At 70.7% G+C, this 26,139-nt stretch carries 24 protein-coding genes; 18 read left to right on the top strand and 6 right to left on the bottom strand.

Translation table 11 applies throughout. The features are described 5' to 3' along the window. Nucleotides 1-72: 72 nt before the first annotated feature. Complete coding sequence (locus AB5J55_RS20340) at nucleotides 73-666, bottom strand: HhH-GPD-type base excision DNA repair protein (protein ID WP_369272054.1); 594 nt, start codon at nucleotides 664-666, stop codon at nucleotides 73-75. Between the two features lie 75 nt (nucleotides 667-741). Next, complete coding sequence (locus AB5J55_RS20335) at nucleotides 742-1,461, bottom strand: siderophore-interacting protein (RefSeq protein WP_369272053.1); 720 nt, start codon at nucleotides 1,459-1,461, stop codon at nucleotides 742-744. Nucleotides 1,462-1,538: 77 nt separating this feature from the next. On the opposite strand from AB5J55_RS20335, the gene AB5J55_RS20330 reads away from it, so the two are divergent. From AB5J55_RS20330 to AB5J55_RS20265, 14 genes are all read left to right on the top strand, one after another. Next, a complete protein-coding gene (locus AB5J55_RS20330) occupies nucleotides 1,539-3,731 on the top strand; it encodes a penicillin acylase family protein (RefSeq protein ID WP_369272052.1) in 2,193 nt (730 codons plus the stop codon). Continuing rightward, complete coding sequence (locus AB5J55_RS20325) at nucleotides 3,724-4,359, top strand: GNAT family N-acetyltransferase (RefSeq protein ID WP_369272051.1); 636 nt, start codon at nucleotides 3,724-3,726, stop codon at nucleotides 4,357-4,359. Before AB5J55_RS20330 ends, AB5J55_RS20325 begins: the two co-directional genes overlap by 8 nt. Further along, on the top strand, nucleotides 4,356-4,829 hold the full coding sequence (locus AB5J55_RS20320; RefSeq protein ID WP_369272050.1) for a cupin domain-containing protein: 474 nt from the start codon (nucleotides 4,356-4,358) through the stop codon (nucleotides 4,827-4,829). The genes AB5J55_RS20325 and AB5J55_RS20320 overlap by 4 nt, the downstream gene beginning before the upstream one ends. Further along, nucleotides 4,826-5,599 carry an SDR family NAD(P)-dependent oxidoreductase gene (locus tag AB5J55_RS20315; RefSeq protein ID WP_369272049.1) on the top strand — a complete coding sequence of 258 codons (774 nt, stop codon included), beginning with the start codon at nucleotides 4,826-4,828 and terminating at the stop codon, nucleotides 5,597-5,599. Before AB5J55_RS20320 ends, AB5J55_RS20315 begins: the two co-directional genes overlap by 4 nt. Before the next feature lie 222 nt (nucleotides 5,600-5,821). After that, nucleotides 5,822-7,567, top strand: a complete 1,746-nt coding sequence (locus tag AB5J55_RS20310) for a copper resistance CopC/CopD family protein (protein WP_369272048.1) — start codon at nucleotides 5,822-5,824, stop codon at nucleotides 7,565-7,567. Nucleotides 7,568-7,824: 257 nt separating this feature from the next. Further along, nucleotides 7,825-9,138: an ABC transporter substrate-binding protein gene (locus AB5J55_RS20305; protein WP_369272047.1), complete on the top strand. Its 1,314-nt coding sequence runs from the start codon at nucleotides 7,825-7,827 to the stop codon at nucleotides 9,136-9,138. A gap of 5 nt (nucleotides 9,139-9,143) precedes the next feature. After that, on the top strand, nucleotides 9,144-10,121 hold the full coding sequence (locus AB5J55_RS20300) for a carbohydrate ABC transporter permease (protein ID WP_369272046.1): 978 nt from the start codon (nucleotides 9,144-9,146) through the stop codon (nucleotides 10,119-10,121). Further along, the gene (locus AB5J55_RS20295) at nucleotides 10,118-11,008 is read left to right on the top strand and encodes a carbohydrate ABC transporter permease (protein ID WP_369272045.1); all 891 of its coding nucleotides are present in this window, start codon (nucleotides 10,118-10,120) and stop codon (nucleotides 11,006-11,008) included. The genes AB5J55_RS20300 and AB5J55_RS20295 overlap by 4 nt, the downstream gene beginning before the upstream one ends. Nucleotides 11,009-11,034: 26 nt before the next feature. After that, the gene (locus AB5J55_RS20290; protein WP_369276240.1) at nucleotides 11,035-12,351 is read left to right on the top strand and encodes a glycoside hydrolase family 36 protein; all 1,317 of its coding nucleotides are present in this window, start codon (nucleotides 11,035-11,037) and stop codon (nucleotides 12,349-12,351) included. Beyond that, entirely contained in the window at nucleotides 12,348-14,348 is a 2,001-nt protein-coding gene (locus AB5J55_RS20285; protein ID WP_369272044.1) for a beta-galactosidase, read from the top strand. The genes AB5J55_RS20290 and AB5J55_RS20285 overlap by 4 nt, the downstream gene beginning before the upstream one ends. Before the next feature lie 62 nt (nucleotides 14,349-14,410). Continuing rightward, nucleotides 14,411-15,739 (top strand): TerD family protein, encoded by a 1,329-nt coding sequence (locus tag AB5J55_RS20280; protein ID WP_369272043.1) that lies wholly within the window; start codon nucleotides 14,411-14,413, stop codon nucleotides 15,737-15,739. 88 nt (nucleotides 15,740-15,827) lie between these two features. Continuing rightward, entirely contained in the window at nucleotides 15,828-16,616 is a 789-nt protein-coding gene (locus tag AB5J55_RS20275; protein ID WP_369272042.1) for an Fpg/Nei family DNA glycosylase, read from the top strand. Between the two features lie 89 nt (nucleotides 16,617-16,705). Continuing rightward, on the top strand, nucleotides 16,706-19,162 hold the full coding sequence (locus tag AB5J55_RS20270; RefSeq protein WP_369272041.1) for a SpoIIE family protein phosphatase: 2,457 nt from the start codon (nucleotides 16,706-16,708) through the stop codon (nucleotides 19,160-19,162). Between the two features lie 63 nt (nucleotides 19,163-19,225). After that, on the top strand, nucleotides 19,226-19,423 hold the full coding sequence (locus AB5J55_RS20265; protein ID WP_369276491.1) for a hypothetical protein: 198 nt from the start codon (nucleotides 19,226-19,228) through the stop codon (nucleotides 19,421-19,423). A gap of 2 nt (nucleotides 19,424-19,425) precedes the next feature. Here AB5J55_RS20265 and AB5J55_RS20260 read toward each other — a convergent pair whose 3' ends face one another. Beyond that, a complete protein-coding gene (locus AB5J55_RS20260) occupies nucleotides 19,426-19,950 on the bottom strand; it encodes an AAA family ATPase (RefSeq protein ID WP_369272040.1) in 525 nt (174 codons plus the stop codon). A 64-nt stretch (nucleotides 19,951-20,014) separates the two neighbouring features. On the opposite strand from AB5J55_RS20260, the gene AB5J55_RS20255 reads away from it, so the two are divergent. From AB5J55_RS20255 to AB5J55_RS20245, 3 genes are all read left to right on the top strand, one after another. Next, on the top strand, nucleotides 20,015-20,248 hold the full coding sequence (locus AB5J55_RS20255; RefSeq protein ID WP_369272039.1) for a hypothetical protein: 234 nt from the start codon (nucleotides 20,015-20,017) through the stop codon (nucleotides 20,246-20,248). A 44-nt stretch (nucleotides 20,249-20,292) separates the two neighbouring features. Next, on the top strand, nucleotides 20,293-20,517 hold the full coding sequence (locus AB5J55_RS20250; RefSeq protein ID WP_369272038.1) for a hypothetical protein: 225 nt from the start codon (nucleotides 20,293-20,295) through the stop codon (nucleotides 20,515-20,517). 98 nt (nucleotides 20,518-20,615) lie between these two features. Beyond that, entirely contained in the window at nucleotides 20,616-20,921 is a 306-nt protein-coding gene (locus tag AB5J55_RS20245; RefSeq protein ID WP_369272037.1) for a hypothetical protein, read from the top strand. A 292-nt stretch (nucleotides 20,922-21,213) separates the two neighbouring features. Here AB5J55_RS20245 and AB5J55_RS20240 read toward each other — a convergent pair whose 3' ends face one another. Continuing rightward, nucleotides 21,214-21,708 carry an Imm10 family immunity protein gene (locus tag AB5J55_RS20240; RefSeq protein ID WP_369272036.1) on the bottom strand — a complete coding sequence of 165 codons (495 nt, stop codon included), beginning with the start codon at nucleotides 21,706-21,708 and terminating at the stop codon, nucleotides 21,214-21,216. A gap of 418 nt (nucleotides 21,709-22,126) precedes the next feature. Here AB5J55_RS20240 and AB5J55_RS20235 point away from each other — a divergent pair, with 418 nt between their 5' ends. Next, nucleotides 22,127-22,423 carry a DUF3303 family protein gene (locus AB5J55_RS20235; RefSeq protein ID WP_369272035.1) on the top strand — a complete coding sequence of 99 codons (297 nt, stop codon included), beginning with the start codon at nucleotides 22,127-22,129 and terminating at the stop codon, nucleotides 22,421-22,423. Between the two features lie 239 nt (nucleotides 22,424-22,662). Here AB5J55_RS20235 and AB5J55_RS20230 read toward each other — a convergent pair whose 3' ends face one another. Together AB5J55_RS20230 and AB5J55_RS20225 are read right to left on the bottom strand one after the other, a co-directional pair. Next, nucleotides 22,663-22,977 (bottom strand): hypothetical protein, encoded by a 315-nt coding sequence (locus AB5J55_RS20230; RefSeq protein WP_369272034.1) that lies wholly within the window; start codon nucleotides 22,975-22,977, stop codon nucleotides 22,663-22,665. Between the two features lie 490 nt (nucleotides 22,978-23,467). Further along, nucleotides 23,468-26,047, bottom strand: coding sequence for a SpoIIE family protein phosphatase (locus AB5J55_RS20225; protein ID WP_369272033.1), 2,580 nt, complete (start codon nucleotides 26,045-26,047; stop codon nucleotides 23,468-23,470). Nucleotides 26,048-26,139 lie beyond the last annotated feature (92 nt).

Genomic DNA, 26,139 nt, shown 5'->3' with positions numbered 1-26,139 from the left:
CCCGCCAGTCGGGGCGGTCCAGTCGGCTGACGGCCGGCCGCTCGCCGTGGGCGGGGGCCGCTTCCGCGCCGCCTACTTCCGCGCCGCCTTCGCCGCCTTGGCCGCCGCCTTCATCTCCTGTTTGTGTGCGCGCACCTTGGTCAGGGACTCGGGCCCCGTGATGTCGGCGACGGAGCGGAAGGACTGCGGCTCGCCGTAGGCGCCCGCGGCCTCCTGCCAGCCCGTGGGGCGCACGCCCAGTTGCTTGCCGAGGAGGGCGAGGAAGATCTGGGCCTTCTGTTTGCCGAAGCCGGGCAGGTCCTCCAGGCGGCGCAGCAGTTCGCGTCCGTCGGCGACGCCCTTCCAGACCAGCTCCGCCTCGCCGTCGTAGTGCTCGACGAGGTACTGGCACAGCTGCTGGATCCGCTTGGCCATGGAGCCCGGGTAGCGGTGCACGGCCGGCTTCTCGGACAGCAGGGCCACGAACGCGTCGGGGTCCTGGGCCGCGATGTCGTGCGCGTCGAGGTCGTCCGCGCCGAGCCGGTCCGCGATCGTACGGGGGCCCTTGAACGCCCATTCCATCGGGACCTGCTGGTCCAGCAGCATGCCGACCAGCGCGGCGAGCGGGCTGCGGCCGAGGAGTGCGTCGGCCTCGGGGTCCTGGGCGAGATGCAGGGTGACGTCCATGACCCCGATCATCCCGCGCGCGCCGTCCGCGCGCGCGGGGGCAGGGACGCGCAAGGGGTACGCGTCCCTGCCCGGTCAGGGGCGCCAGTACCCCAGCGCGTTCACCCGCTGCTTCGGCAGGCCCAGTTCCTTGCGGACGTAGGAGGTCAGGGCGCGGGTCGTCGCCGTGTCACAGGCGATCCAGACGTACGGCTCCGCGGTGCTCTTGAGTAGGTCGGGCAGGGCCTCCTTCACCTGGCTGACCAGGTGGGCCCCGGCGTCGCGCCTGGGCAGCGTCCGTACGTCGTGGCGGGACTCGGCCGTCCGGAAGGGCAGGCCGTCCCGCTCGCCCTCGAACCACACCGTGGCCGGCGCCGAGTCCAGGGCGGCGAGGAGGGAGTTGAGGGCGGGGAGGGAGGCCGTGTCCGCGATGGCGAAGACGTGGGAGGGGGCCGGGTCGGGGTGGGCGAAGTCCGTGCCGTGGACGGTCGCCTCGATCGTGTCCCCGGGCTTCGCCGCCCGCGCCCAGTCGCTCGCGCACCCCTCGTGCAGGGCGAACTCCAGGCTGAAGGTGCCGGCCTCCGGGTCGGCGTCGACCAGGGTGTACGCGCGCTGGTGCGGCTTGCCCGCGTTGTCGAACCACAGGCGGACCCACATCGTGGGATGGACGCCGGTCACCGCGAGCATGCCGCCGTCCTTGAGGTGGACGCGGCGGTACTCCGGCGTGACGTCCTCGGCGCCCGTCACCGTGAACACGAAGTCCTTGGCGCGCAGCAGCTTCAGGACCGCGCCTTCCCAGCCGTGCCCCTGCCCCATGGTGTCTTCACCTTTCGCGTACGATTCCCGCACCAATAACTTAGGGAAGCCTAACCTAAAGCAAGGGAGGGGCACAGGTGACCGGCGAGATCTTCCGCGATGCCTGGGGCATACCGCATCTCCGCGCCGACGGAGCGAGAGAACTCGCCCGGGTGCAGGGCCGGGTCACCGCCCTGGACCGGGCCTGGCAGTTGGAGGTGGAGCGGCACCGTTCCCAGGGCACGTCCGCGTCCTTCCTCGGCGCCGAGGCCCTGCCCTGGGACCGGTTCGTCAGACGGGCCCGCCTCGACGACACGGCGAGACGCTGCTTCGACGCGTTGGAGAGACGGGACCCGGAGACGTCGGAGTGGGTGCGGGCGTACGTCGACGGGGTCAACGAGAGTCTGGCCGAAGGCGCCCGCCGCAGCCCGGAGTTCGCGCAGGTCGGGCTCGCCCCCGGCCGCTGGGAACCCTGGACCCCGCTCGGCATCTGGCTCGGCATCCACATCCTGTTCGCGGGCTTCCCGGCCAAGCTCTGGCGTGAGCAGGTCGTACGGCATCTCGGCGCCGACGCGGTCGGGCTGTTCGCCGCCGACGGGCCCGCCACCTCCGGCAGCAACGGCTGGCTGGTGAGCGGCGAACGGACCGTCACCGGGCACGCGATCATCGCCGGTGACCCGCACCGCTTCATCGAGGAGCCCGGGGTCTACCAGCAGATCCACCTCTCCTGCCCGGAGTTCGACGTGATCGGCCTCGCCGTCCCCGGCGTCCCCGGCATCGCCCACTTCGGCCACACCGGCGCGGTCGCCTGGGCCATCACCAACGCCATGGCCGACTACCAGGACCTGTACCGGGAGCGGCTGCGGCGCACCGGGGCGGGTGTGGAGGCCCTGGGCCCGGACGGGGTCTGGCGCCGGGCCGTCCGGCACACCGAGGTCGTGGCGGTCGCGGGGGAGGAGCCGGTCGAGATCGAGGTGATCGAGACGGAGCGGGGGCCGGTGATCATCGGGGGTCCGGAAGGGTTGCCCGAGGGGCTGCAGGAAGGGCTGTCCGAGGGGTTGCCGGAAGGGCTGTCCGAGGACTTGCAGGAAGGGTCGCCGGAGGAGTCGCAGGAAGGTTTCTCCACTGGGCGTGCCCTGGCCGACGGACCCCTCGCCGTCACCCTCCGCTACCCGCCTCGCGTCACCGCCGACCTCGGCTTCAGCGCCCTCCTCCCGCTCCTTCGTGCCCGCAGCGTCGCCGACGTCGACCGGGCCGTCGACCTGTGGGCCGAGCCCGTCAACGTCGTCCAGGCCGCCGACACCGAGGGCGGCCTGCTGCACCGCGTCGCCGGGAAGGTACCGGTGCGCTCCGAGGCAAACCGCACCCGGCTCGTGCCCGCCTGGCAGCCCGGCCACGACTGGCGCGGCTGGCACGAGACGCCCCGCGGCGGCCTCACCGACGGCGTCGCCGCCATGGCCAACCAGCGCGGCCTCGCCGCACCCCTGGGCGTCGAGTTCGCCCCGCCCCATCGCGCCGACCGCATCAGGGCCCTGCTGGGCGAGAAGGACCACTGGTCGGCGGCGGACATGCCGACGATCCACATGGACACCCAACTCGCGTCCGCGGAACCCTTGCTGGAGATGCTGCGGGCCATCGACTCCCTCACCCCCGAGGCCGCCCGCATCCGCCGGGCCCTCCTCGCCTGGGACCGCCGCATGGACGCGGACAGCGCGGCCGCGGCCGGGTACGCGGCGGTGCGCGGTGCGGTCGTACGGCGACTCGCGGCGCACCCGGCCTTCGCCGCACTGGCCACCCCGCCCGCCTATCCGCAGGTCCTGCTCCCCTGGCTGGCCCTGCTCCCGCGCGTCGGCTTCGCCCTGGAACACCTGCTGCGCGCCGAGGAGTTGTACGGCATCGACCGCGCCGAGATCGTCCGCGACGCGGTCGAGGAGGTGGCCGCCGCGGGGGCCGGGCAGCTCACCGGCACCTGGGGCGACACGCACCGCCTCGCCCCTTGGCGGGCGCTCGCCACCGCCCCGTACGACGGACCCGGCCTGTCCGGCGACCACGACTGCGTGCTGTGCACCTCCGCCGTGCCCGGCCTCACCGACCTGAGCGCGCGCGGCCCCGCCGCCCGCTACGTCTGGGACCTGGCCGACCGCGAGGCCGGCCTCTGGGTGGTCCCGCTCGGCGCGTCCGGCATCCCCGCCTCACCCCACCACCGCGACCAGCTCCCCCTGTGGGTCGGGGGAGCTCTGGTCCCGGTCGTCACCGATTTCACCAAGCTGGAGAAGGAGTCCGATGTCTGACCTGCCCGCCGCCGTGACGGAACCCGTCCGGGAAGCCGACCGTGAAGCCGTTCACGAACAGGCCGTCGAAGGCTTCGGCACCGTCCGGGTGCTGCGCCTCGACCCGAAGGCCGACGCCGAGGTCGTCCACGGCTGGGTCAGCCAGGAACGTGCCGCCTTCTGGGGCATGAACGGCCTGACCAGCGACCAGGTGGCCGGGATCTACGCCCACATGGACACCCTCGACACCCACCACGCCTTCCTCGTCGTACGGGACACCGAACCGGTCGCGCTCCTGCAGACGTACGACCCCGAGGCCGACCGCGTCAGCGAGTGCTACGACGTCCGCCCGGGCGACATCGGCGTCCACCTGCTGCTCGCCCCCGCCGGTCCGCAGGGCGGACAGCCGGGCTGGACGGCGGCACTCCTGACCGTCATGACGTCGTACGTCTTCGGCGTGCTGGGCCGGCAGCGGGTCGTGGTGGACCCCGATGTGCGCAACGAGAAGGCCGTCGCCCGCTTCCTCAGGCAGGGCTTCACGGCCGGCCCGGTGGTCGTGCTGCCGGTTGTCGACCTCCCGGACGTGTACATCCCGGAGAAGAAGGCCCAACTCGCCTTCCTGAACCGGGAGGTAGCCTTCCGGGCGTGACCCCCGAAGACCTTGTCGCGCACTACTCACTGGAGCCGATCCCGCGCGAGGGCGGGCTGTTCCGGCGGACCTGGGCGGGGCCCGAGCTGCCCGACGGGCGGCCGCAGGGGACCGCGATAGTCGTCCTGCTCACCGCGGACGACTTCTCGGCCCTGCACCGCCTGCCGTCCGACGAGGTCTGGCACTTCTACCTGGGCGACCCGCTGGAAGTCCTGCTCCTCGCCCCCGACGGCGCGTCCCGCATCGCCGTGCTCGGCCCCGACGTCCTGGGGGGGCAGCACATCCAGCTCACCGTTCCCGCCGGAACCTGGATGGGGGCGAGGGTGGTGAAGGGCGGCTCCTGGGCCTTCTTCGGCTGCACGATGGCGCCGGGCTTCACCTACGAGGGCTACGAGCACGGCGACCTGGCGGAGTTGACGGCGCGGTATCCCTCCGAGGCCGACCGTATCGAGGCACTGTGCCGCCCATGAGCGGACGCGGACTCCTCGAAGGACAGGTCGCCCTGGTCACGGGTGCGGGCGGCGGCATCGGGCGCGGGATCGCGACGCGGTTCGCACAGGAGGGGGCGGCGGTCGTGCTGCACTGCCGTACGGCGGTGGAGGCGGCGGGGGAAGTGGCGTCCCGTATCCGCGAGTCGGGTGGGCGGGCGCTCGTGCTGCGGGCCGGCCTGACGGACGAGGAGGAGTGCCGGCGGCTGGTGGCCGAGGCCGCCGAGTGGGGTGACGGGCGACTGACCGCGCTGGTCAACAACGCGGGTGTGCAACCGACGCGGGAGCTGGCCGGGATGTCGGTGGCGGACTGGCGGGCGGTCGTGGACACCAACCTGTCGAGCGTGTTCGCGTGCACGCAGGCGGCGGCCGAGGTGATGCGGGGGCAGGAGGGCGGCGGCTCGGTGACCCACATTGCGTCCATCGAGGCGGCCCGACCGGCGCCTCTGCACGCCCACTACGCCTCGTCCAAGGCGGCCGTGGTGATGCATGCCCGGGCGGCCGCGCTGGAGTACGGCCCCCTCGGGATCCGCGTCAACACGGTCTCGCCCGGGCTGATCCACCGGGAAGGGCTGGAGGGCGCGTGGCCGGAGGGGGTTCGGCGGTGGGAGCGGGCGGCGCCGACCGGGCGGCTGGGGCGTCCTGAGGATGTGGGGGACGCTTGTGTGTTCCTGGCGTCGGGGCTGGCGTCCTGGGTCACCGGGCATGACCTGGTGGTGGACGGCGGGGTGTCGGCTCGGCCGACGTGGTGATCACGGGCGGTTCCCCGCCCCCGCCGCCCCGCACCCCCGGACGGGCTGGAACGCCCGGAACGGCGTCTGAAAGGCTCGGCACGCGCTGAGTCCGTAGGGCTCCGCGCACGTACATACCCCCGAGGCCTCGAATCCGACGACGGAGATGTGACACACGTGGGGTGCGATGACCGACGACGAGCGCGGCGCCGAATCCAGGGGCGGCGAGGAGTTCAACGGCTGGTGCTGCTCGGCACCCTGCTGGTCCTGTTCCTCCTCGGCGGCACAGGCCCCGCGTCGGCCCACGCAGCCCTGCGCGCCACCGACCCCGAGGACGGAGCCGTCCTCAAGTCGGCCCCCCGTCACCTCACCCTGACCTTCACGGAGTCCGTCGGCCTGCTCGACGACTCCTTCCGCGTGCTGGACCCCGAGGGCCGCCGGCTGCGCACGGGTGAGCCGGAGCACGGCTCGGACGGTGGTGACACCGCCCGGGTGACGCTGCCCGCAAGGCTCGCCGAGGGCACGTACACGGTGGCGTGGCGGGTGGTGTCGGCCGACAGTCACCCGGTGTCCGGGGCGTTCACGTTCTCCGTCGGGAAGCCGTCCCTGACGACGGCCACCGTGGACACCGGGCCCGCCGAGGACCCGGCGACCAAGAGCCTCTACAACATCGCCCGCTATCTGGCCTACCTCGCCGCCGCCCTGCTCATCGGCGCCGCGACCTTCATGGCGGTGTGCCGCCCACCGGACGCCCCGGTGCTCCTCAAACTGCTGAGGGCCGCCTGGTGGACCCTCCTTGCCGCCACCCTCGCCCTGCTGGTGCTGCGCGGCCCGTACGAGACGGGCGAGGGCCCCCTGGGAGCCCTGAGCGCCGACGCCCTGGCCCGGACCGCGGGCAACAGGCCGGGCGCGGTCCTGCTGGCTCGACTGGGCCTCCTGGCCGTCGCCGCCGTCTATCTCGTACGGCTCACCAGGCGCCGTAAGCCCTACGGCTGGGCGGGCGCCGCCCTCGCCGTCGGTCTCGCCGTGACCTGGGCCGCCGGCGAGCACGCCTCCGCGGGCATCCAGGTGCCGGTGGCCATGACGTCCTCGGCGCTGCACCTGCTGGCCACGGCGGTGTGGTTGGGCGGTCTCGCGGCGCTGCTCGCGACGCTGTACCGCGCCCACCTGACCCCGGCCACGGTCACCCGCTTCTCCCGCCTCGCGTTCGCCTCCGTGACCGTCCTGGTCGTCACCGGCGTCTATCAGTCCTGGCGCGGCCTCGGCTCCTGGGACGCGCTCACCGGCACGACGTACGGCAGGCTCCTGGTCCTCAAGCTTGTCGCGGTGTCTCTGCTGCTCGCGGCGGCGGCCGTGTCCCGGCGCTGGACTGCGCGGCTGGCGACAGCGGATGCGGAGGCGGCGGTCGTCGAGGAGAAGGAGCGGGAACGGGTTCCGGAGCCCGTCGGCGGGCCGCCCGCGCTGCCCGAGGCGCCGCGGGCCGAGGGCGACGTACCGCCGCCGACCGACCCGCAGCGCCGCGCCCTGCGCCGTTCCGTCCTGGCCGAGGTCGCCGTCGGTGCCGCGGTGCTGGCGGTCACCACGGTCCTCACCAGCACCCTGCCCGGCCGGGCGCAGGCCGAGGCGGCGGCGCAGGCGCCCGCGGTGATCGGCGCCTCCGTGACCGTGGTCCCCTTCGACGTCGGCACCCCCGGCGGCCGCGGCAAGGTGCAGATCACCCTCGACCCGGGCCGGGTCGGCGACAACTCCGTCGAGGCCCTCGTCTTCGGCCCCGACGGCGGCGTCGCCACCGTCCCCGAACTGCGCGTCTCCTTCACCCTCCCGGCCAAGGACGTCGGTCCCATCGACGCCGGACTCGCCGACAAGGGCGGCTACTGGGGCAACAGCTTCCTCAACCTGCCTCTCGCCGGGAAGTGGGAGATGAAGGTGACCGTGCGGACGTCGGAGGTCGACCAGGTGAGCGAGACCAGGACCGTGGTCGTCCGCTAGAACCTGTGCCGTACACGCGCCTCGACGGCAGGGCCGCCGGCGCCGTGAACGTTCCCGGATTCGATCATCCTGACGGTGACCTCCAGGTCCGAGATATCGGTCACGTTTCCGAAACGTCGATCGACATCCCTTGACGCATGACCGGACATACGGCTGTTATTGCGCCACCGTGTTCGGTCAAGTTGATTTCTGATCGGTTACGACGGACTTCGACGCGTCCAACCCTCATGATCGAACCCTGCCCTCAGGAGCCGTAGATGCAGCACCTCTCCCCCTCCGGTCTCTCACTGCCCTCGCCGAGCCGCCGCACCATGCTGCGCGGCATAGGCGGCGCCGCCGTTCTCGGCGCGGGTGTCCCGCTGCTGAGCGCCTGCGGCGGCAGCGGTACGGCGAGCGACCCGAAGACCGTCACCCTCGGCTCCAAGGCGTCCGACGCCGTGCCGAAGAAGGCGTTCGCGGACATCTACGCGGCCTACCAGAAGAAGTCCGGCATCACGGTCGACGTGAACACGAAGGACTCCAACACCTTCCAGGAGCAGATCAACTCCTACCTCCAGGGCACGCCGGACGACGTGTTCACCTGGTTCGCCGGCTACCGGATGCAGTTCTTCGCGGCCAAGGGCCTGGCCACCCCGATCGACGACGTGTGGCAGACCATCGGGGGCAACTTCCCCGACGCGATGAAGAAGCTCAGCAAGGGCGAGGACGGCAAGTACTACTTCGTGCCGCTGTACACGTACCCGTGGGCGATCTTCTACCGGAAGAGCGTCTTCCAGGAGAACGGCTACGAAGTCCCCACCACCTGGGACGACTTCGTGGCGCTGTGCAAGCAGATGCAGAAGGACAAGCTGGTCCCGATCGCCTTCGGCGACAAGGACGCCTGGCCCGCGCTCGGCACCTTCGACCAGATCAACTTCCGCCAGAACGGCTACGACTTCCACGTCGACCTGATGGGCGGCAAGGCCTCCTGGACCGACGCCAAGGTGCGCAAGGTCTTCGACCTGTGGACGGAGATCCTCCCGTACCACCAGGAGGGCGCCGTCGGCCGCACCTGGCAGGACGCGGCCCAGACGCTCGCCTCGAAGAAGGCCGGCATGTATCTGCTCGGCACCTTCGTGGCCCAGCAGTTCACCGACAAGGCCGCCCTGGACGACCTGGACTTCTTCGCCTTCCCGGAGATCGACCCGCAGTTCGGGCAGGACACCGTCGAGGCGCCGACCGACGGCTTCATGATGAGCAAGAGCCCGAAGAACAAGGCCGAGGCCGTCAAGCTGCTGGAGTTCCTGGGCACGCCGGAGGCCGAGACCGTCTATCTCAAGTCCGACCCGAGCTCGGTCCACGCCTCCACCAAGGCCGACACCTCCTCGTACACCGCCCTGCAGAAGAAGGCGTACGACATGATCGCCGGCGCCAAGTCCCTGACGCAGTTCATGGACCGTGACAGCCGCCCCGACTTCACGTCGACCGTGATGCAGCCCGCGCTGCAGAAGTTCATCCGCGACCCCAAGGGCGTGGACAGCCTGCTGTCCTCGATCGAGCGCCAGAAGAAGACGATCTTCGCGTCCGGCTGATCGACATGACCACACAAACCACCAAGGAGATCCCGGAGGCGGCCGCCGTGCCGCCTCCGGGCGCTGCCCCCGCCAAGAAGGTGCCCCACGGGCACCGCCGTCTGCTGACCCGCCGCGACCGGCTCACCCTCGGGCTGATGGCGGGCCTGCCGACCGTCCTGCACATCGCTCTCGTCTGGGTGACGGCGCTGGCCTCGATCGCGCTGGCCTTCACCACCTGGGACGGGATCGGCTTCGGCTCCATCCAGTGGGTCGGACTGCAGAACTTCAAGGAACTCTTCGAGCAGAACCCGCAGTTCTGGCCCGCCGTCCAGCACAACGTCATCTGGTTCGTCGTCCTGATCGCGATCCCGACCCCGCTCGGCCTGTTCCTGGCCGTGCAGCTGGACAAGCGGATCCGGTTCAGCAGGGTGTACCAGACCGCGTTCTTCCTGCCCGTCGTGCTGTCGATGGCCGTCATCGGCTTCGTCTGGCAGCTCGTCTACAACCCCGACACCGGCCTGATCAACAGCCTCATCGGGGCCAACGAGCCCGGCAAGTACATCGACTGGATCGGCGACCCGGACCTCAACCTCTGGGCGATCCTCGTCGCCGCGTCCTGGCGGCACACCGGCTACATGATGATCCTGTACCTGGCCGGTCTGAAGGGCGTCGATCCCTCGCTGCGGGAGGCGTCCGCGCTCGACGGGGCGAACGAGTGGCAGACGTTCAAGAACGTCATCTTCCCGACGCTGCGCCCCACCAACACCGTCGTCCTGGTCGTCACCATCATCGAGGCCCTGCGCGCCTTCGACCTGGTCTTCGTCTTCAACAAGGGCGCCGAGGGCACCGAGCTGCTCTCGATCCTGGTCACCAACAACATCATCGGCGAGTCCAGCCGCATCGGGTACGGCTCCGCGATCGCGGTCGTCCTGCTGCTGATCTCGCTCGTCGTGATCATCCCTTACCTGGTGGCCACCTTCCGGAAGGAGCGGCGCGCATGAGCACCGGCACCCTCGCGCTCGGCAAGGAGCGCGCCCCCGTCCGCCCCGCCCGGATCCTGCTGCACGTCTTCCTCGCCGGCGCGGCGCTGGCCTGGCTCGCGCCGCTGGCCTGGGCGATCTACGCGGCGCTGCGGCCGTACTCGGAGACGAGCGAGAAGGGATACGTGTCCTGGCCGGACACGCTGAGCTTCGACAACTTCACGAACGCGTTCACGCAGTCGGACATGAGCCACTACTTCGTCAACACCATGATCATCGCCGTGCCGGCGGTGCTGGTGACGTTGTTCCTGTCCTCGATGGTCGCCTTCTACGTGAGCCGCTTCGACTTCCGCATCAACCTGGCGCTGCTGCTGGTCTTCACGGCGGGCAACCTGCTGCCGCAGCAGGTCATCATCACCCCGCTGTACCGGCTGTACCTGCTGGTCGACCTGCCCGGCATCACGATGAGCGGCAAGCTCTACGACTCCGCGCTCGGCCTGGTGTTGATTCATGTCGCGTTCCAGTCGGGCTTCTGCGCGTTCGTGCTCAGCAACTACATGCGCTCGCTGCCGCACGAGCTGACCGAGGCCGCGCTCGTGGACGGCGCCTCGGTGTGGCGGCAGTACTGGCAGATCGTGCTGCCGCTGTGCCGCCCGGCGATGGCGGCCCTGGCGACGCTGCTGTCCATCTGGATCTACAACGACTTCTTCTGGGCCCTCGTCCTGATCTCGACCGGCGAGAACATGCCGATCACCTCGGCGCTGAACAACCTCACCGGCGCGTACTTCACGGACCCGAACCTGGTCGCCGCCGGCGCCCTGCTCACCGCGATCCCCACGCTGATCGTGTACTTCGTGCTCCAGCGGCAGTTCGTCAGCGGTCTGACGCTGGGCGCCAACAAGGGCTGACGGCCCCCTTCTTGAAAGAGACACCCGTGCACCACCCCTTCACCCCCGTCGCCTCCGTGCCCGTGGACACGGCCCACGCCCGTGTCCACGAGGAGGGCTGGCAGTCCTGGAGCCCCAGTGGCTCCTACGCCCTGGGCGACAAGCCGTACCGTCCGACCAACGGCAACTGGGCGACGGTCTGTTACCGGCCCGGCGTCACCGTTCCCGAGGGGGCCTTCCAGGGCGAGGGGCTGCTGGCCCTGGACCCCGGCGACGGCTCACCCGTACGCCTGTGGGCGGCCGTCGAGCCGACCCGCGCGGTGCCGTCGATCCGCCTGGTCGTCGACGGGGACACGGCGGAGGTCAGCGCCGACGGGCCGGTGAGGGAGTGGACGGGCGCCACCATCCGGTCGGTACTGGGCGACTGGGCCGAGGGCCTCCAGCTGTCGGCCCCCCGCCCGGCGCCCACCGTCTGGTGCTCCTGGTACGAGTACTTCACCGCCGTCACCGAGGACGACATCCACGAGAACCTCCGCGCGATGGACACCCTCGACCTGCCCGTCGACGTCGTCCAGATCGACGACGGCTACCAGAAGGCCCTCGGCGACTGGCTCACCCTCTCCGGCCGCTTCCGTTCCCGCGCGGGCATCGCCGACGCGATCCGGGCGCGGGGCCGCCGCGCCGGCATCTGGACGGCACCCTTCCTGGTCGACCCGGCGAGCGACCTGGCCGCCGAGCACCCCGAGTGGCTGGTCCGCGACACCGACGGCGGCTTCACGCACGCCGGCCGCAACTGGGGCCACGACCTGCGCGTCCTGGACACCACGCACCCCGAGGCGGCGGCGTATCTGGCGGAGGTCTTCCGGACCCTGCGCGCCGAGGGCTACGACTACTTCAAGGTCGACTTCCTCTACGCGGGCGCCCTGGACGGCGTACGGCACGACCGGGACGTGGACGCGCTGACGGCGTACCGTTCCGGGATCGAGCTGATCCGCGAGGCCATCGGCGACGACGCCTACCTGCTGGGCTGCGGGGCACCCCTGCTCGCGTCCATCGGCCTGTTCGACGCGATGCGGGTCAGCCCCGACACGGCGCCGCACCGCCGCCCCGAGGCCGACGACTACAGCCAACCCGGCCAGGACCCGGCCGAGTTCACCGGCGCCGGGCGGCAGTGGCAGCACGGCCGCCTCTGGATCAACGACCCCGACTGCCTGATGGCCCGCCCGGCCGTGGAGACCCGGGAACAGTGGGCGGCGCATGTCGAGGCGACGGGCGGCCTGATGGCGTCCAGCGACCGGCTGCTCTCGCTGGACGAGTGGGGCGTGGCGACGACGCGCCGGCTGCTGTCGGGAGGCGCCCGATGAAGCGTGAGCTGTCTGTCGAGGGCATCGCCTACGGTGGCGACTACAACCCCGAGCAGTGGCCCGAGGAGGTCTGGGCCGAGGACATGCGTCTGATGCGCGAGGCCGGGGTCACCATGGTCAGCGTCGGCATTTTCTCCTGGGCACTGCTGGAGCCGAAGGAGGGCGAGTACGACTTCTCGCTCCTGGACCGCGTCCTCGACCTGCTGCACGCCCACGGCATCGCGGCCGACCTCGCGACCCCGACGGCGGCGCCCCCGGCGTGGTTCTTCCGCGCCCACCCCGAGGCGCTGCCCGTGGACAAGGACGGCAGGGGGCTGTCGTACGGCAGTCGCCAGACGTTCTGCCCTTCGAGCCCCGCCTACCGGGAGGCCGCCCTGCGCATCGCGCGTGCGCTGGCCGCCAGGTACGCGGACCACCCGGCGCTGGCGATGTGGCACGTCCACAACGAGTACGGCTGCCACAACGCCGAGTGCTTCTGCGACGAGAGCGCCGCCGCCTTCCGGCGCTGGCTGCGCGAGCGGTACTCGGACGACCTGGCCGCCCTGAACGACGCCTGGGGCACGCGTTTTTGGAGCCAGTGGTACTACGACTGGGACGAGATCCTGCCGCCCCGTCCCACCGGCGCCGTCCCGAACCCCACCCACCAGCTGGACTGGCACCGCTTCTGCAGCGACGAGCTGCTCTCGCTGTACGAGGCGGAGCGTGAGGTGCTGCTGGCGGCGGCCCCTGCCGTCCCCGCCACCACCAACTTCATGGTGATGTACAACTTCGACGCCCTCGACTACTGGCGCTGGGCCCCGAAGCTGGACATCGTCTCCAACGACCACTACCTCCAGTCGGCCGATCCCGAGTCCGAGATCGACATCGCGCTCAGCGGTGACCTGGTCCGCTCCCTCGCGGGCGGCCCCTGGCTGCTGATGGAGCACTCGACGGGCGCGGTGAACTGGCAGCCGGTGAACAGGGCCAAGGGCCCTGGCGAGTTGAGGCGCAACGCGCTCGGCCATGTGGCACGCGGCGCGGACGGCATCGCGTACTTCCAGTGGCGCGCGGCGAAGGCGGGTGCCGAACAGTGGCACTCGGCGATGCTTCCGCACGCGGGCACGGACAGCCGGATCTGGCGGGACGTGGTCCGGCTCGGCGCGGATCTGCGTGCGTTGGCGGAGGTCAGGGGCAGTACCGTCCCGGCCGACGTGGCCATCGTCTGGGACTGGAACTCCCGCTGGGCGATGGAACTCCCCTCCCAGCCGAGCGCCGAGCTGCGCTTCCAGGACCTGGTCCGCGCCTGGTACGAGCCGCTGTGGCGGGCAGGTATCGCGGTGGACTTCGTACGCCCCGACGCGGACCTGTCGGCCTACCGGATGGTGCTGGCCCCCTCGCTGTATCTGGTGGACGACGAGGGCGCGAGGAATCTGACGGCCTTCGCGTCGGGCGGCGGCACCCTGGCGGTCGGCTTCCACAGCGGTGCGGTCGACGAGAACTGCCATGTCCGGCTGGGCGGTTACCCGGGCGCGTTCCGGGAGGCGCTCGGGGTACGGACCGACGAGCTGTTCCCGCTGCTGCGGGGGGAGTTGGTCGGGCTGAGCGGGGGCGGTACGGGGACCATGTGGTCGGAGCGGGTACAGCTGTCCGGCGCCGAGTCGGTCGAGTCGTACACGACCGGGCCGCTGAGCGGCGTACCGGCGGTGACTCGCAACAGCACCGGGTCCGGGGCGAGTTGGTACCTGGCCACCCTTCCCGACCCGGCGACCCTGGCCGGGCTCCTGGACCGTATCCGCCGGGAGGCGGGAGTGGAGCCGGTGCGCAGCACCCCGCGGGGCGTCGAGGCGGTCCTGCGGCGGGGTGCGGACGCCGACTACCTCTTCCTCATCAACCACACCGACCGCCCCGTCCACGTGGCGGTCGCGTCGGATGCCACCGAGCTGCTGACGGGCAAGCCGGTGCCGGATTCGGTCAGTGTTCCGGCGGGGGAGACGGCGGTGGTGCGCGAGCCGCGCTGAGCGTCCCGCCATGTGGCAAGGTGGCGGGAAATCGCCGGGGGATCTTCGAGGGGTGGGGCGGCATGCCGGAGCTGGCCAAGGGCGGGAACATCGCGGTGGGCTCCGGGCCCGTCGCCGCCGAGCTGCAGGCCGTGGGCGGCGCGGTCGACCTCAGTGCGCTGCTGGTGGCGGCGGACGGCAAGGTCAGGTCCGACGACGACCTGGTCTTCTACAACCAGCCGTCCGCCGAGTCCGGTGCCGTCCAACACCTCGCCGCCGACGCCGAGGGCCCGGAGCGCATCGAGATCAACCCGGCCGCGCTCCCGGCCGACGTGGACCGGGTGGTCCTGGTCGGCAGCTGTGATCCCGACGACGCGAACCGCACCTTCCGCGAGGTCAAGGACGTGCTCGTCCGCGCCTCCCAAGTCGGCGCCGATCCGGTCCACTTCCGCCCGCCGGCCCTCACCGACGGCGAGCGCGCCGTGCTCCTGATGGAGCTCTACCGCAGGGGCGAGGCCTGGAAGCTGCGCGCCATCGGCCAGGGGTACGCCGACGGGCTGGCCGGGCTCGCCACCGACTTCGGCATAGACGTGGCGGAGGCGGAGGAGCCGGAGGCGGCCGAGGAGCCCGAGCAGCAGGTGGCGTCGCAGGAGCCCGTGCGTTCCGAGCCGCCCTCGGGCGGGGCGCAGCCGGCCCCCACCGCGCCCCCGATGAGCCTGCGCAAGCCCCCGCTCGGCACGATCAGCCTCGACAAGGGCGGCCAGGTCGCGATGAGCCTGGACAAGGCGGACCGCGAGCTGGTGGTCACCGCGACCCTGGAGTGGGACGGCGGCAGCGAGCAGCGCCGCAAACGGGGCGCCGACCTCGACCTCTACGCCCTGTTCGTGCCGGCGTCGAAGGCGGTACGCGGCGACCGGGCCCCCGGCACCCTCATCACGCCCAAGAAGGGCTCGCGCCCCGCGCCCTCGGACACGGCGCACAAGGGCAAGGGCGCGGACGTCGTCTACTACAAGCGCCTCGGTTCGCGGAAGAACCGTCCCTTCATCCACCTCGACGGCGACGCCCGCGCCCCCGGCCGCGAGACACTCCGTATCGTCCGTCCCGACCAGCAGGGCTACGTCCTGCTCTGCGCCTACTCCGCGGTCAGCAACGGCTTCGGCTCCTTCCGCAGCTTCGGCGCGAAGGTCGTGGTCACCGACGGGCGCGGCTCGACCGTCACGGTCCCGCTCTTCGAGAACACGAAGACCCGGTACTGGGTGGCCATCGCCCTCGTCGACTTCACCGCGCCCGACGGGGCGGAGATCCGCCACGTCGAGGCCTACAGCGGCCGTATGACCGAGCGCCGCCCGGTCCTGCACGCGGACGGCACCGTGGAGATGAACGCGGGGCCGGTGGAGTTCAAGCGGCGCTGAGCGACGCTCGGGCCGGGCGAGGTGAGAAGTCCCCTAAACGGGGCAAAACAGATAAGAGCACGGCATCCAACCGCGAAGGCCGTCCGCCATGCCTGAGCTGCCAGACGTCGAGAGTTTCCGGAACGTGCTCCAGTCCTGCGCGAAGGGCCGGATCATCCGCCGCGTCGACGTCCGCGACCCGGGCGTCCTGCACGGCGTGAGCGCCCGGCGGCTGCGGGACTCGCTGGAGGGGCGGCGCGTCACCGGTGCGGAGCGGCACGGCAAGTGGCTGCTCGCCCGCACCGGCGGCCCGACCCTCGCACTGCACTTCGGTATGACCGGCCTGCTGCTCTGCGCCCACCCGGACGACGCGGCCGAGCCCCACGACCGTGTCCTGCTCACCGTCGCCCGCGACCACCAGCTCCGCTACCGCGACCAGCGCAAACTCCAGGGCCTGTGGCTGGCCGACGACGACTCCGATGTCGTACGGCTGCTGCGGGACCAGGGGCCCGACGCGCTGACGGTGGACCGCGAGGAGTTCGAGGACGTGCTCGCCTCCCATCGCGGACGCGTCAAGTCGGTCCTGATCGACCAGTCGGCCCTGGCCGGCCTCGGCAACCTCCTGGCCGACGAGATCCTGTGGCGGGCGAGGCTGCGCCCGAACACCCCGGCGAACGCCCTCGCCGAGCCCGAGCGCCGCCGCCTCTACACCGAGATGCGCCGCACCCTGCGCCCCGCGGTCACCGCCGGGCGGGTCCCCCCTCGTCCTACCTGGCTCACCGGCCGGCGCGACGACCCCGACCCGCACTGCCCCCGCTGCGGCACGCCCCTGCGCCGCACCCGCGTGGCAGGCCGGACGACGGTGTGGTGTCCGGGGTGCCAGGGGAAGGGGGCGTGAATACGGCAAACGATCTCGAAGCGACGGCCCGACGTGCGCGGGCCGGTTCAGGATCCCGGTGAATCTCGGCGAGAGCGAGATGAACGATCATGGACGAACCCGTCATCACCGGCCGGACGACACGTCCGCTCGACGATGTGGTCGGCGAGGCGCTCACGGCCCGCGTCACCGTCGACGAACACGGCACGGTGACCGGGTGGAACGCGGGCGCCGAGCAGCTCCTGGGCTACTCGGCCGATCAGACCGTCGGGCGACCGGCGGCCGAGCTGCTGGCCGGGCCGGTCCCGCCGGACCTGCCCCCGTTCGCCCAGCTGCCGAGATGGCACGGCAAGGTCCCTCTCCGGCACCGCGACGGCCGACGGCTGGAGATCAAGGTCCTCGGCCACCACAGGACCGGCGAATGGTTCCTGGTGTCGGCCCTGGGCAGGCAGCAGCCCCCACCACCCGCCGACGATCCGTTCGTGACCTGGAGCTTCGCCCAGTCTCCGTGCTGCGCGCTGGCGCTCTACGACACCCGGCTCCGGCTCTGCCGGGCCAACGCGGACATGGAACGCTCGGTGGCCCTCACCGAGGCGGACATGGTCGGGCTGCGGGTCAACGAGATCGTGGACGACCCAGCCGGCGACCGGGCCGAGCAGAGCATGGTGCGGGTCCTGGAGACGGGCGAGCCGCAGTACAACGAGAACTTCCTGCGCGCCGCCGGTGAGACCCGCGAGCACGCCTGGTCGATCTTCCTGTCGGCCCTGCGCGACGAGGCAGGCGAGATACGGGGCGTCTGCCTCACCGCGCACGACATGACCGAGCAGCACTGGGCACGCAAGCGGCTCCAGCTGATCGCCGAGGCGGGCCGGCGCATCGGCACCACCCTCGACGTGATGCGTACGGCGCAGGAGCTGGCAGAGGTGACGGTCCCGGAACTGGCCGACTTCGCCACGGTCGACCTGCTGACCTCCCTGGAGGACCTGCACGAGCCGCTCCCGGAGGGCGGGCCGCCGCCCGGCCCTGTCGTGATGCGACGGGCCGCGCACCAGTCCGTGACGCCGGGCATGCCGGAGACGGTCGTAGCCCTGGGTGACGTGGACGAGTACCCGGAGGGCACCGCGCCGGTCGTGGCGCTCCGCTCGGGGCGGGCGAAGGTGTACGAGATGACGCACCCCGAGATCACGCGGTTGGTCGCCCGGGACCCGGCCCGGGCCGCCCGGGTCCGCGAGTTCGGCGTCCATTCGGTGATGGCGGTGCCCCTGACGGCCCGCGGCACCACCCTGGGTGTCGCCGTCTTCACCCGCCACCGCAAGTCCCAGTCCTTCCAGCAGGACGACCTGGTGCTGGCCGAGGAACTGGCGGCCAGAGCGGCCGTCTCCATCGACAACGCCCGCCGCTACACCCGCGAGCGAGGCACCGCGGTGATGCTGCAGCGCAGCCTGCTGCCGCAGCGGCTGCCCAAGCAGGCGGCGATGGAGGTGGCGTCCCGCTATCTCCCGGCCGGCGCGCACGCCGGTGTCGGCGGTGACTGGTTCGACGTGATCCCGCTGTCCGGGGCTCGGGTGGCGCTGGTCGTCGGCGACATCGTCGGCCACGGCATCCACGCCTCCGCGACGATGGGCCGGCTGCGGACGGCCGTACGTACCCTCGCCGACATCGATCTGCCGCCGGACGAACTGCTCACCCACCTCGACGACCTGGTGGCCCGCCTGTCCACGGAACCCGATGTCGGCCGACCGGTCGAGGAGTACTCCGAGCCCGCCGGGGAGGTCGGCGCGACCTGCCTGTACGCGGTGTACGACCCGATCTCCCAGCGCTGTTCGCTGGCCCGGGCCGGGCATCCGCTGCCGACCGTGGTGAGCCCCGAGGGCATCGCCGAGGTCCTCGACCTCCCGGTCGGCCCCCCGCTGGGCCTGGGCGGTCTGCCCTTCGAGGCGGCCGAGATCGACCTGCCGGAGGGCAGCCTGCTCGCCCTCTACACCAACGGCCTGATCGAGTCCCCGGACCGCGACCTCGACGACGGCATGCTCCGCCTGCGCCACCTGCTCACGGGGCCGGAGCCGACCCTGGACGGCCTGTGCGACAGGATCCTCACCGACCTGCTCCCGCCCCGCCCACCGGACGACGTGGCGCTCCTGCTCGCCCGCACCCGCGCCCTCGACGCCTCCCAGGTCGCCACCTGGGACGTACCGGCCGACCCCTCCGCCGTCGCCCAGACCCGCAAGGACGCGCTGGCCCAGCTGGACGCGTGGGACCTGGAGGACGCCGCGTTCGTCACGGAACTGGTCGTCAGCGAACTCGTCACCAACGCCATCCGGCACGCGGAACCCCCCATCCAGCTCCGCCTCATCCACCTCACCCACGACGACTCCCTCATCTGCGAGGTCTCCGACGGCGGCAACACCGCCCCCCACCTGCGCCGCGCCCGCAGCTACGACGAGGGTGGCCGCGGCCTCCTCCTCGTCGCCCAGCTCACCCAGCGCTGGGGCACCCGCCAGACGGCCAAGGGCAAGACGATCTGGGCGGAACAGCCGTTGGAGCCGGTGCTGCCGGCCGGCGTCTGACGGCGGGTCCGATAACCCCACGCATCCCAGAGGTTTGGGCTCCCGCGCGGAAGGAAACCGGCCATGAACCTGCTGCCGACCCCGAGCACCCCCATGGACGACCAGACCGAGACACCCCACGAGACCGACCTCACCCCACTCCTCATGGCCTGGGACGTGTCCCACCCCGCCACCGACCCCGACTGGCGCCACCTCCTGGACGAGATGGCCAATCCGGACACCACGCGGGCGTTCCACCACCTGGCGGAGACCGCGGCCTGACCTCAGCCCTTGACGGCTTCCGCGATCTGCGCGGCGGCCTGGGCGGGTGTGAGGTGCGTGGTGTCGACGACCTCCGCCTCGGCGTGCAGCCATGTGCGGGCCGCCTCGGCGTAGGGCTCGAGGTACCTGAGGCGGAACGGGGAGTCGGGGCCGAGGACCGTGTCCCGCGCGATGCGCCCGCGGAGGGCTTCCTGGTCGGCGTGGAGGACGAAGTGCCGTACCGGGATGCCATGGTGGGCGAGGCCCGCGCTGATCTCGCGCCAGTACTCCTCGACCAGGACGGTCATCGGCATCACCAGAGTGCCGCCGGTGTAGTCGAGTACGCGGCGGGCGGTCTCGACGACGAGCGGCCGCCACGGCGGCCAGTGCTGGAAGTTGTCCGTCCCGGGCAGCCCCGGTGTGATGTCCATGAGTGTCTCGCCGACCTTCTCGGCGTCGAACACCCGGGAGTCCGGGAGCAGCCGCTGCACGAGCGCACTGGTCGTCGTCTTGCCCGCACCGTGGGTGCCGTTGATCCACACGATCATGGCATCCAACGCTAGCGGCTCACTGGTGTGGCCTGAAAAATCGAACACATGATTGAATTTGGCCATGCGAACGTTTCCCGACGACCTCGCCCAGGCACAACGGGAGTGGAGCGCCACCTACCGGCAACTGGCCGAACGGCCCGGCCGCACGGAGCTGCGCCGGCGCCTGTACCGGCTGTCGGCCAAGGTCTTCTTCCACCCCTATTGGCAGCAACGGCGCCCCAGCCCCGCCGCGTGGTGGGAACTGCGTGACCTGAGCCGTTCGGCCGGGGACGGCCATGGGTGGCATCGTCGATGACGAGCTGGGGTGCAAGGCCCGACTTCCCGGATGATCCTGAGGACATGTCCGCACCGATACGCGTGACCGTGCACCCGCCGTCCGCCACAGGAGGCCGACGCGTGCGCGTGGACGGCGAGATCCTCGGGCTGGCCCACAACGTGGCCGACGTGGCGGAGTTCCTCCGCCGAGCCGGGCTGGAGATCGACCCGTCGGACGTGGCGGAGGTGTCCTGGATCGACTGGCGCGGCGTGGGGCCCGAGCGCTGGGGCCCGGAGACGGGCGGCTGACAGCAGCTTTGGGCGGTCGCGAGGCAGGTTACTGGCGAGTTCGGGTGCTCTGTAAGATCCACTCCGACCATTGCAAGCCCTAACTGGGGGAACAACTCATGACCAAGCGCTTCTCCGCCCTGGCCGTCTCCGCGGCCATCGTCGGCGGCCTCTTCATCACGTCGGTGCCCGCTCAGGCCGCCCCGTCCGCCGATGGCGTGGTCTCCACCAAGGCCGCCATCACCTGCAACAAGAACGAGATGCGCCAGCAGATCGCCAACCTCAAGACCAAGGCCGCGAAGCTGAAGCAGCTGGGCGAGACCGCGGCGGCCAACAGGGCGCTCAACGAGGCGGCCGCCATCCAGAAGAAGCTCAACGCCTGTATCAAGGCTGAGGACGAGGCCAGCAAGCCGTTCCCCGGCTAAGCCCCGGCCAAGCCTCCGGCTCCACGCGTGGCGCTGCCCGTCCCTTCCACGGATGGACAGCGCCACGCGCTTTTCCGTAGAGATCGCGCCTACGTCTTGGCGTGCCCCTCTGACCGATCGAGGCGGACAACGTCGAAGGGCCCCACCGCGAACGGTGGGGCCCTTCGACATCCTGCCCGGTGAGGCCGGGCCCCTCGCACCAGTTGCGGACACACCGAACGGCTCGAACGGTGGCGCGGGAAACGCGCGTGTGTAGGCGGCCCGCCCCCGCACCCGTCCGGCGTCGTGGATGTCAGCCGCCGATGTCAGGAGCCAGTTGATCCGTGGCGCCAGGCGAGCTCGGTATGGACTCTTCACTCGGGCGCTGTGCTCGCTTCCTCTCGATCAGTCTCGGGCGGGCGTCTGGGCGCCCGTACGTCACTATGCGCGGCAGCACTTCGCGGAGGCGTGCCACGTCCGCCGCCGGCGCTCGAAGGGAGGCTTCGACGACGGGATCGGCCAAGCCGAGGGCGTCCAACGACGAAGGGTCCAATGTCACCCGTAGCACGTCACCGTCCAGTTCCACTTCGCGTATACAGCCATAGGCGGTGTTCTGGTCAGGTGTGACAACACAGTGCGTGTCCACGCCGAGGCGCCTGTCCTGTGCATCGGGCTCGTCGAAGCTGCACATGAACAACAAGGAGAACGCCTCCTCGTCGTCCGACTCGGCCACCCCTGCCATCACGCAGTCGGCTTCGTCTGGAGTGTCGAGCCCGCAAGCGATCGACGCTGTGAACCTGTAGGTCATGCCCGTGTTCTAGCAGTAGGGACTGACGGCCTGGACCGTGATCGGAGACAGGCGGTTAGTAGTAGTCGCGCGGGCGCGCCGCCCTCCCAGCCGTCTTGCGACAGGACCGCTTCGTCTCGAAGCAACCTGGGCGAGGGCTATGCCTTGGGCTGGTGTGCCCCTTGCCTGCGCTGATGGTCCGCAGACGTTCGCGCTCGTCCGCCGTTGTTCGTCGGCGTTGTCACGCAGTCAGACACTCACCTGGTGCGGCTCCCGGGTCGCGAGATCCATGCCGACGATCTCGCCCTTGATCGCGACCTGCGACACGGACGGAGGACGAGATGTTGCTGCCCTGATCACTCGGGGAGAGGCTGAGCGGGACGTAACCGGGTCTCAGCGAGCGCGGACGGGATCGCGCCGGTCGAAAGGAGCGCGTGCGATGAGGGTCATGCTGAGAGCGCATCTGGACACCCAGATCTCGAATGAGGCACTCAAGAACGGCACACTGCCGAAAATCATGCAGTCGCTGACGGAACGACTCAAGCCTGAGGCGGCCTACTTCGGCCCCAGCGAGGGCGGGCGGTCCTGCACCTTCGTCTTCGACATGCAGGACAGTTCACTGCTGCCCACGATCGCGGAACCGCTCTTCGAGGGACTCGGCGCGAAGATCGAGATCCAGCCGGTGATGAACAGCGAAGACCTGCAGAAGGGTCTTGCCGCGCTGCAGCGGGGCTGACCTCTTCAGCCGCCCGCAACACTCGATCCGCTGATCCGAGTCCCGAGGCGCGCGTGACCGGAGTCGAATCCGTCGACGATATTCAAAACCGTCGTGGCAGCGATGTCACCGTGGGTTCAAATCCCGCCCCCACCGCAGGTGAAGGCTGCTCGATCGGGCACGGCTGGGGCGCGGGCCCCCGGTTCGTGACAATGGGCGGCGCCCGCACCGAAGCACCGCCTCATGCCTGAGCGGTTGGGTCAGAAGATCGGCGTCTGCGCTTGGACTTCGGCGAGACCTTCTTCCATGGTCAGCGACGGCAGCACGCGGACGCGATTCCAGTGGGGGAGGCGAGCCTCCATCAGGAAGCGGTCGACATTCTCGACCTTGTCGGACTGTACGACCGCGACGATGGTGTGCTCCCGGTTGACGAAGGGACCAGCCACGATGTCGACGCCTGCCTTCTGGGCGAGGTTCGGCATGTCGGGAGCGGTCTTGAGCATCAGGTCGCGCGTCGTCGCGTTGGCGGTCGGACAGACTTCCGGATCGTGGGTCGCGAGCAGGACAAAATGCATCTTAATGCTCCCTTTCACTCGATCCCCTTGATCTCAGGCTAAGTCGTCTGGAAGTGCTCCGCGAGTGCGGCAAAGAGGCCGATCGCTGCAACACCGTGTCCCAGCCTCAGCACTGGCGGGCGGCCGCGGCTCAACGCGCGGGCTCCAGCCCAGACGGCTCCCGCCGCCAGGCCAAGACCATGCAGTCACCAGCAGTCACCGTTGCTTTTCGTCTCGTCCTCTCCACAAACACCGACTTCCACATCTGGAAGCGGCTGCTTCGGGACGAGCTGAACGCCGATGTATCGGCACGAGGCATCGAACGCCTCATGTGGGTCGCGAATCCGGCCAAACTAGCTCCTTACCTGGCTTCGCTGAACCACTGAGGCAGCCTTCGCCGACTCTGCACCAGGGTGCCCCGAAGCGGGCTGGCACAGGTCCGGATGTTCTGGGCTGCCCGCGCCTTCGGCATCGTCTCCCAGCACAGCAAGACGTCGCCTCCGCGGGCAGGTCACACGGCGGCAAGCCAAGCGGACGGGCCGGCCGAGGACGGAGGCGTGGATCCGTGGCTGCTGGAGGGCGGCAACAAGGAGGGGTGGTCCGGTTTCTCCTGTACGGGCTGCCCGACGGCGGCCTGTGCGGGTGAGAATGCCGTGGCGAGGTCCACTTCGGCCCAGACGGTCTTGCCGCCCGGGATCGACCGGGATCCCCAGCGACGGGACAGCTGGGACACCAGGATGAGGCCGCGGCCGTTCTCGTCGGTGGCGCGAGGGCTGCGCGGACGTGGAAAGCATGCTTCGGAATCGGATACTTCGCAGCTCAGGGCCTGGTGCCGGATCAGACGCAGGCAGACGGGCCCCGAGCTGTGGCGGAGAGCGTTGGTGACCAGTTCGCTGACGATCAGCTGCGTGGAGTCCTGGAGGCTTTCCAGGCCCCATTCGGACAGCTGCGAGGCGGCAAGATGCCGAGCGAGGGGGACAGTTGTGCGGTCCTTCGCGAGTGTCCAGGACGCGACGTGATCCGGGCTGAGCGAGCGCGTGCGTACGAGGAGCAGGGTGGCGTCGTCGCACGGCGCCTGACTCGGGGAGTTCTCCATCGCGCTTGTGCACAGATCTTCGGGGGACCGCCCCGGTTGTGAGAGAGCGGTGCCCAATCGGCGCATTCCCTCGTCGATGTCGTGGTCGCGGGTCTCGACCAGGCCGTCGGTGTACAGGGCGAGGAGACTTCCCTCGGCCAGCTCCAGTTCCACCGACTCGAACGGCACTCCGGCTCCGATGCCCAGTGGCGTGCCGGTGGGAAGGGCGGGGAAGGTCACTCGGCCCTGCGGGTCGACGATCGCGGGCGGCGGGTGCCCGGCCCCGGCCATCGTGCACTTCCGGGTGACCGGGTCGTAGACCGCGTACAGACACGTGGCACCCACCGCCGTGGGGGCCTCCTCCGGGGCCTCGGCGTCGTCCTCCGCCAGCCGCTGGACCGTGTCATCGAGACGGGTCAGCAGTTCGTCGGGGGGCAGTTCCATATCGGCGAGTGTGTGGACCGCGGTGCGGAGCCTGCCCATCGTCGCGGCGGCGTTGAGGCCGTGCCCGACCACGTCACCGACGACGAGGGCCACCCGGGCGCCGGACAGCGGGATCACATCGAACCAGTCGCCCCCGACACCGAGGTCGATGTCGGCGGGTAGGTAGCGCGATGCCGCCTCGACTGCCGTGCCACCCCTCAGACTGTGCGGGAGCAGGTTTCGCTGGAGGGCGAGGGCTGTGGTCTGCTCACGTGCGTACTGACGGGCGTTGTCCAACGACTGCGCGGCGCGGCCGACGAGTTCCTCGGCCAGGAGCAGATCGACCTCCTGGAAGGGCGCCGGGTCCTCGGTGCGGACGAACAACACCACACCCAGCAGGGTGCGCCGCGCGCGGATGGGGACGATCATCAGCGAGCGGGTGCCAGTGTTGCGGACCTTCCGGGCCAGTGCCGGATCCTGGTCGATCCAGGTGCCCGGTACGGTGTCCACGATCGGCTCCAGGTGAGACCTCCCGGTGCCGACGATGTCGGTGAGGGGCGAGGCGGGTGGTACGCGGATCGGCTCACCGCGCAACCACGGACATTCTGACTCGCCCTGGCGGATCGAGGACATACCGGCACGTCGGAGGGAGGGAAGACGCTCTCCGGTCATTCCGAAGCGGACCGGCGGCCCCTCGCCCAGCGCAACAGACTGCTCCAGGTCCACGGCGACGATGTCGGCGAACAGGGGCACGGCGAGGTCCGCCAGGTCCTGTCCGGTCTGCATCACGTCCAGGCTCCTACCGAGACGGGTGCCGGCCTGGCTGAGGACGGCGAGGCGATCCCGGGCGCTCCGGCTCTCGGTGACATCGACGCTGATGGTGCACAGGCCCATCGCTTGCCCGTCGGCGCCCTGCAGGCGAAAGCACGAGGCTCGCATCGTGTGCCCCCGACTCGGACCCGTCGCCAGCCAGGCTCGGTACTCGTGGACCTTGGGGGTGCCGCTGGCCAGTACCTGCCGCATCACCGCTTCGAACGCTTCGGTCTTGGCATCGGACCGCGCATCGGTGAGCCGGCGCCCGAAGCGCCGCTCCGGGGGAATGCCGTCGAGGCTCTCCATCGCGTCGTTCGTCCAGGTGCACCGCAGCCGCAGGTCACGAACGACGATGCCGACCGGTGCGCGAGCGAGAAGCACCCTTTGCTCCTCGCCGTCCGCCACTGTCCCGGGCCCCGCGGCGGCGCTCATGGACAGGAGCCACCGGCGCGATCCGTCCTGCCCTCGCAGCGCCGAGACGCGCGCGACGGTGTCGAGTATCCGCCGACTTCGGTGGCGCAGCGCCTTCGTGCCGGCCCAGTCGTTCCGGCCACGGTCCTGCTCGACGAATGCGGAGATCGTCGGAGTTTTCTCGAGGAATGGCAGTACAGCCTCGGCGGAACGGCCGACCATGTCCCCGGCGGAGTATCCGACGACACGCTGCGCGGCCTGGGTCCAGGCGATCACCGTCCCCTCGTCGTCGAGCATCGCGATCGGCGACTCGGATATCACGTGCGTGTTCGGCTGGTCACTGATTGTGATGTCGGCGGCGCTGGTCATGACGACCTGGTCTCCTCATTCGATGGAGAGATGGCGGAATGGGCTCGGGGTCGAGGCGCGGGACGATGTCGTATGTCCCGATTTGCACCCTC

It is taken from the genome of Streptomyces sp. R11, from assembly GCF_041051905.1.
Lineage (GTDB): Bacteria > Actinomycetota > Actinomycetes > Streptomycetales > Streptomycetaceae > Streptomyces.
The sequence above is the reverse complement of the archived record's forward strand: the minus strand, read 5'-3'. Positions and strand labels throughout refer to the sequence as shown.

What these genes read in the sequence shown, in the direction of transcription:
- AB5J55_RS20315 (WP_369272049.1), top strand. Translation starts at nt 4,826, where the DNA reads ATGAGCGGACGCGGACTCCTCGAAGGACAGGTCGCCCTGGTCACGGGT.
- AB5J55_RS20285 (WP_369272044.1), top strand. Translation starts at nt 12,348, where the DNA reads ATGAAGCGTGAGCTGTCTGTCGAGGGCATCGCCTACGGTGGCGACTAC.
- AB5J55_RS20240 (WP_369272036.1), bottom strand. Translation starts at nt 21,708, where the DNA reads ATGACCTACAGGTTCACAGCGTCGATCGCTTGCGGGCTCGACACTCCA.
- AB5J55_RS20230 (WP_369272034.1), bottom strand. Translation starts at nt 22,977, where the DNA reads ATGCATTTTGTCCTGCTCGCGACCCACGATCCGGAAGTCTGTCCGACC.
- AB5J55_RS20300 (WP_369272046.1), top strand. Translation starts at nt 9,144, where the DNA reads ATGACCACACAAACCACCAAGGAGATCCCGGAGGCGGCCGCCGTGCCG.
- AB5J55_RS20340 (WP_369272054.1), bottom strand. Translation starts at nt 666, where the DNA reads ATGGACGTCACCCTGCATCTCGCCCAGGACCCCGAGGCCGACGCACTC.
- AB5J55_RS20245 (WP_369272037.1), top strand. Translation starts at nt 20,616, where the DNA reads ATGACCAAGCGCTTCTCCGCCCTGGCCGTCTCCGCGGCCATCGTCGGC.
- AB5J55_RS20255 (WP_369272039.1), top strand. Translation starts at nt 20,015, where the DNA reads ATGCGAACGTTTCCCGACGACCTCGCCCAGGCACAACGGGAGTGGAGC.
- AB5J55_RS20235 (WP_369272035.1), top strand. Translation starts at nt 22,127, where the DNA reads ATGAGGGTCATGCTGAGAGCGCATCTGGACACCCAGATCTCGAATGAG.
- AB5J55_RS20265 (WP_369276491.1), top strand. Translation starts at nt 19,226, where the DNA reads ATGAACCTGCTGCCGACCCCGAGCACCCCCATGGACGACCAGACCGAG.
- AB5J55_RS20260 (WP_369272040.1), bottom strand. Translation starts at nt 19,950, where the DNA reads ATGATCGTGTGGATCAACGGCACCCACGGTGCGGGCAAGACGACGACC.
- AB5J55_RS20225 (WP_369272033.1), bottom strand. Translation starts at nt 26,047, where the DNA reads ATGACCAGCGCCGCCGACATCACAATCAGTGACCAGCCGAACACGCAC.
- AB5J55_RS20275 (WP_369272042.1), top strand. Translation starts at nt 15,828, where the DNA reads ATGCCTGAGCTGCCAGACGTCGAGAGTTTCCGGAACGTGCTCCAGTCC.
- AB5J55_RS20270 (WP_369272041.1), top strand. Translation starts at nt 16,706, where the DNA reads ATGGACGAACCCGTCATCACCGGCCGGACGACACGTCCGCTCGACGAT.
- AB5J55_RS20335 (WP_369272053.1), bottom strand. Translation starts at nt 1,461, where the DNA reads ATGGGGCAGGGGCACGGCTGGGAAGGCGCGGTCCTGAAGCTGCTGCGC.
- AB5J55_RS20280 (WP_369272043.1), top strand. Translation starts at nt 14,411, where the DNA reads ATGCCGGAGCTGGCCAAGGGCGGGAACATCGCGGTGGGCTCCGGGCCC.
- AB5J55_RS20250 (WP_369272038.1), top strand. Translation starts at nt 20,293, where the DNA reads ATGTCCGCACCGATACGCGTGACCGTGCACCCGCCGTCCGCCACAGGA.
- AB5J55_RS20295 (WP_369272045.1), top strand. Translation starts at nt 10,118, where the DNA reads ATGAGCACCGGCACCCTCGCGCTCGGCAAGGAGCGCGCCCCCGTCCGC.
- AB5J55_RS20325 (WP_369272051.1), top strand. Translation starts at nt 3,724, where the DNA reads ATGTCTGACCTGCCCGCCGCCGTGACGGAACCCGTCCGGGAAGCCGAC.
- AB5J55_RS20305 (WP_369272047.1), top strand. Translation starts at nt 7,825, where the DNA reads ATGCAGCACCTCTCCCCCTCCGGTCTCTCACTGCCCTCGCCGAGCCGC.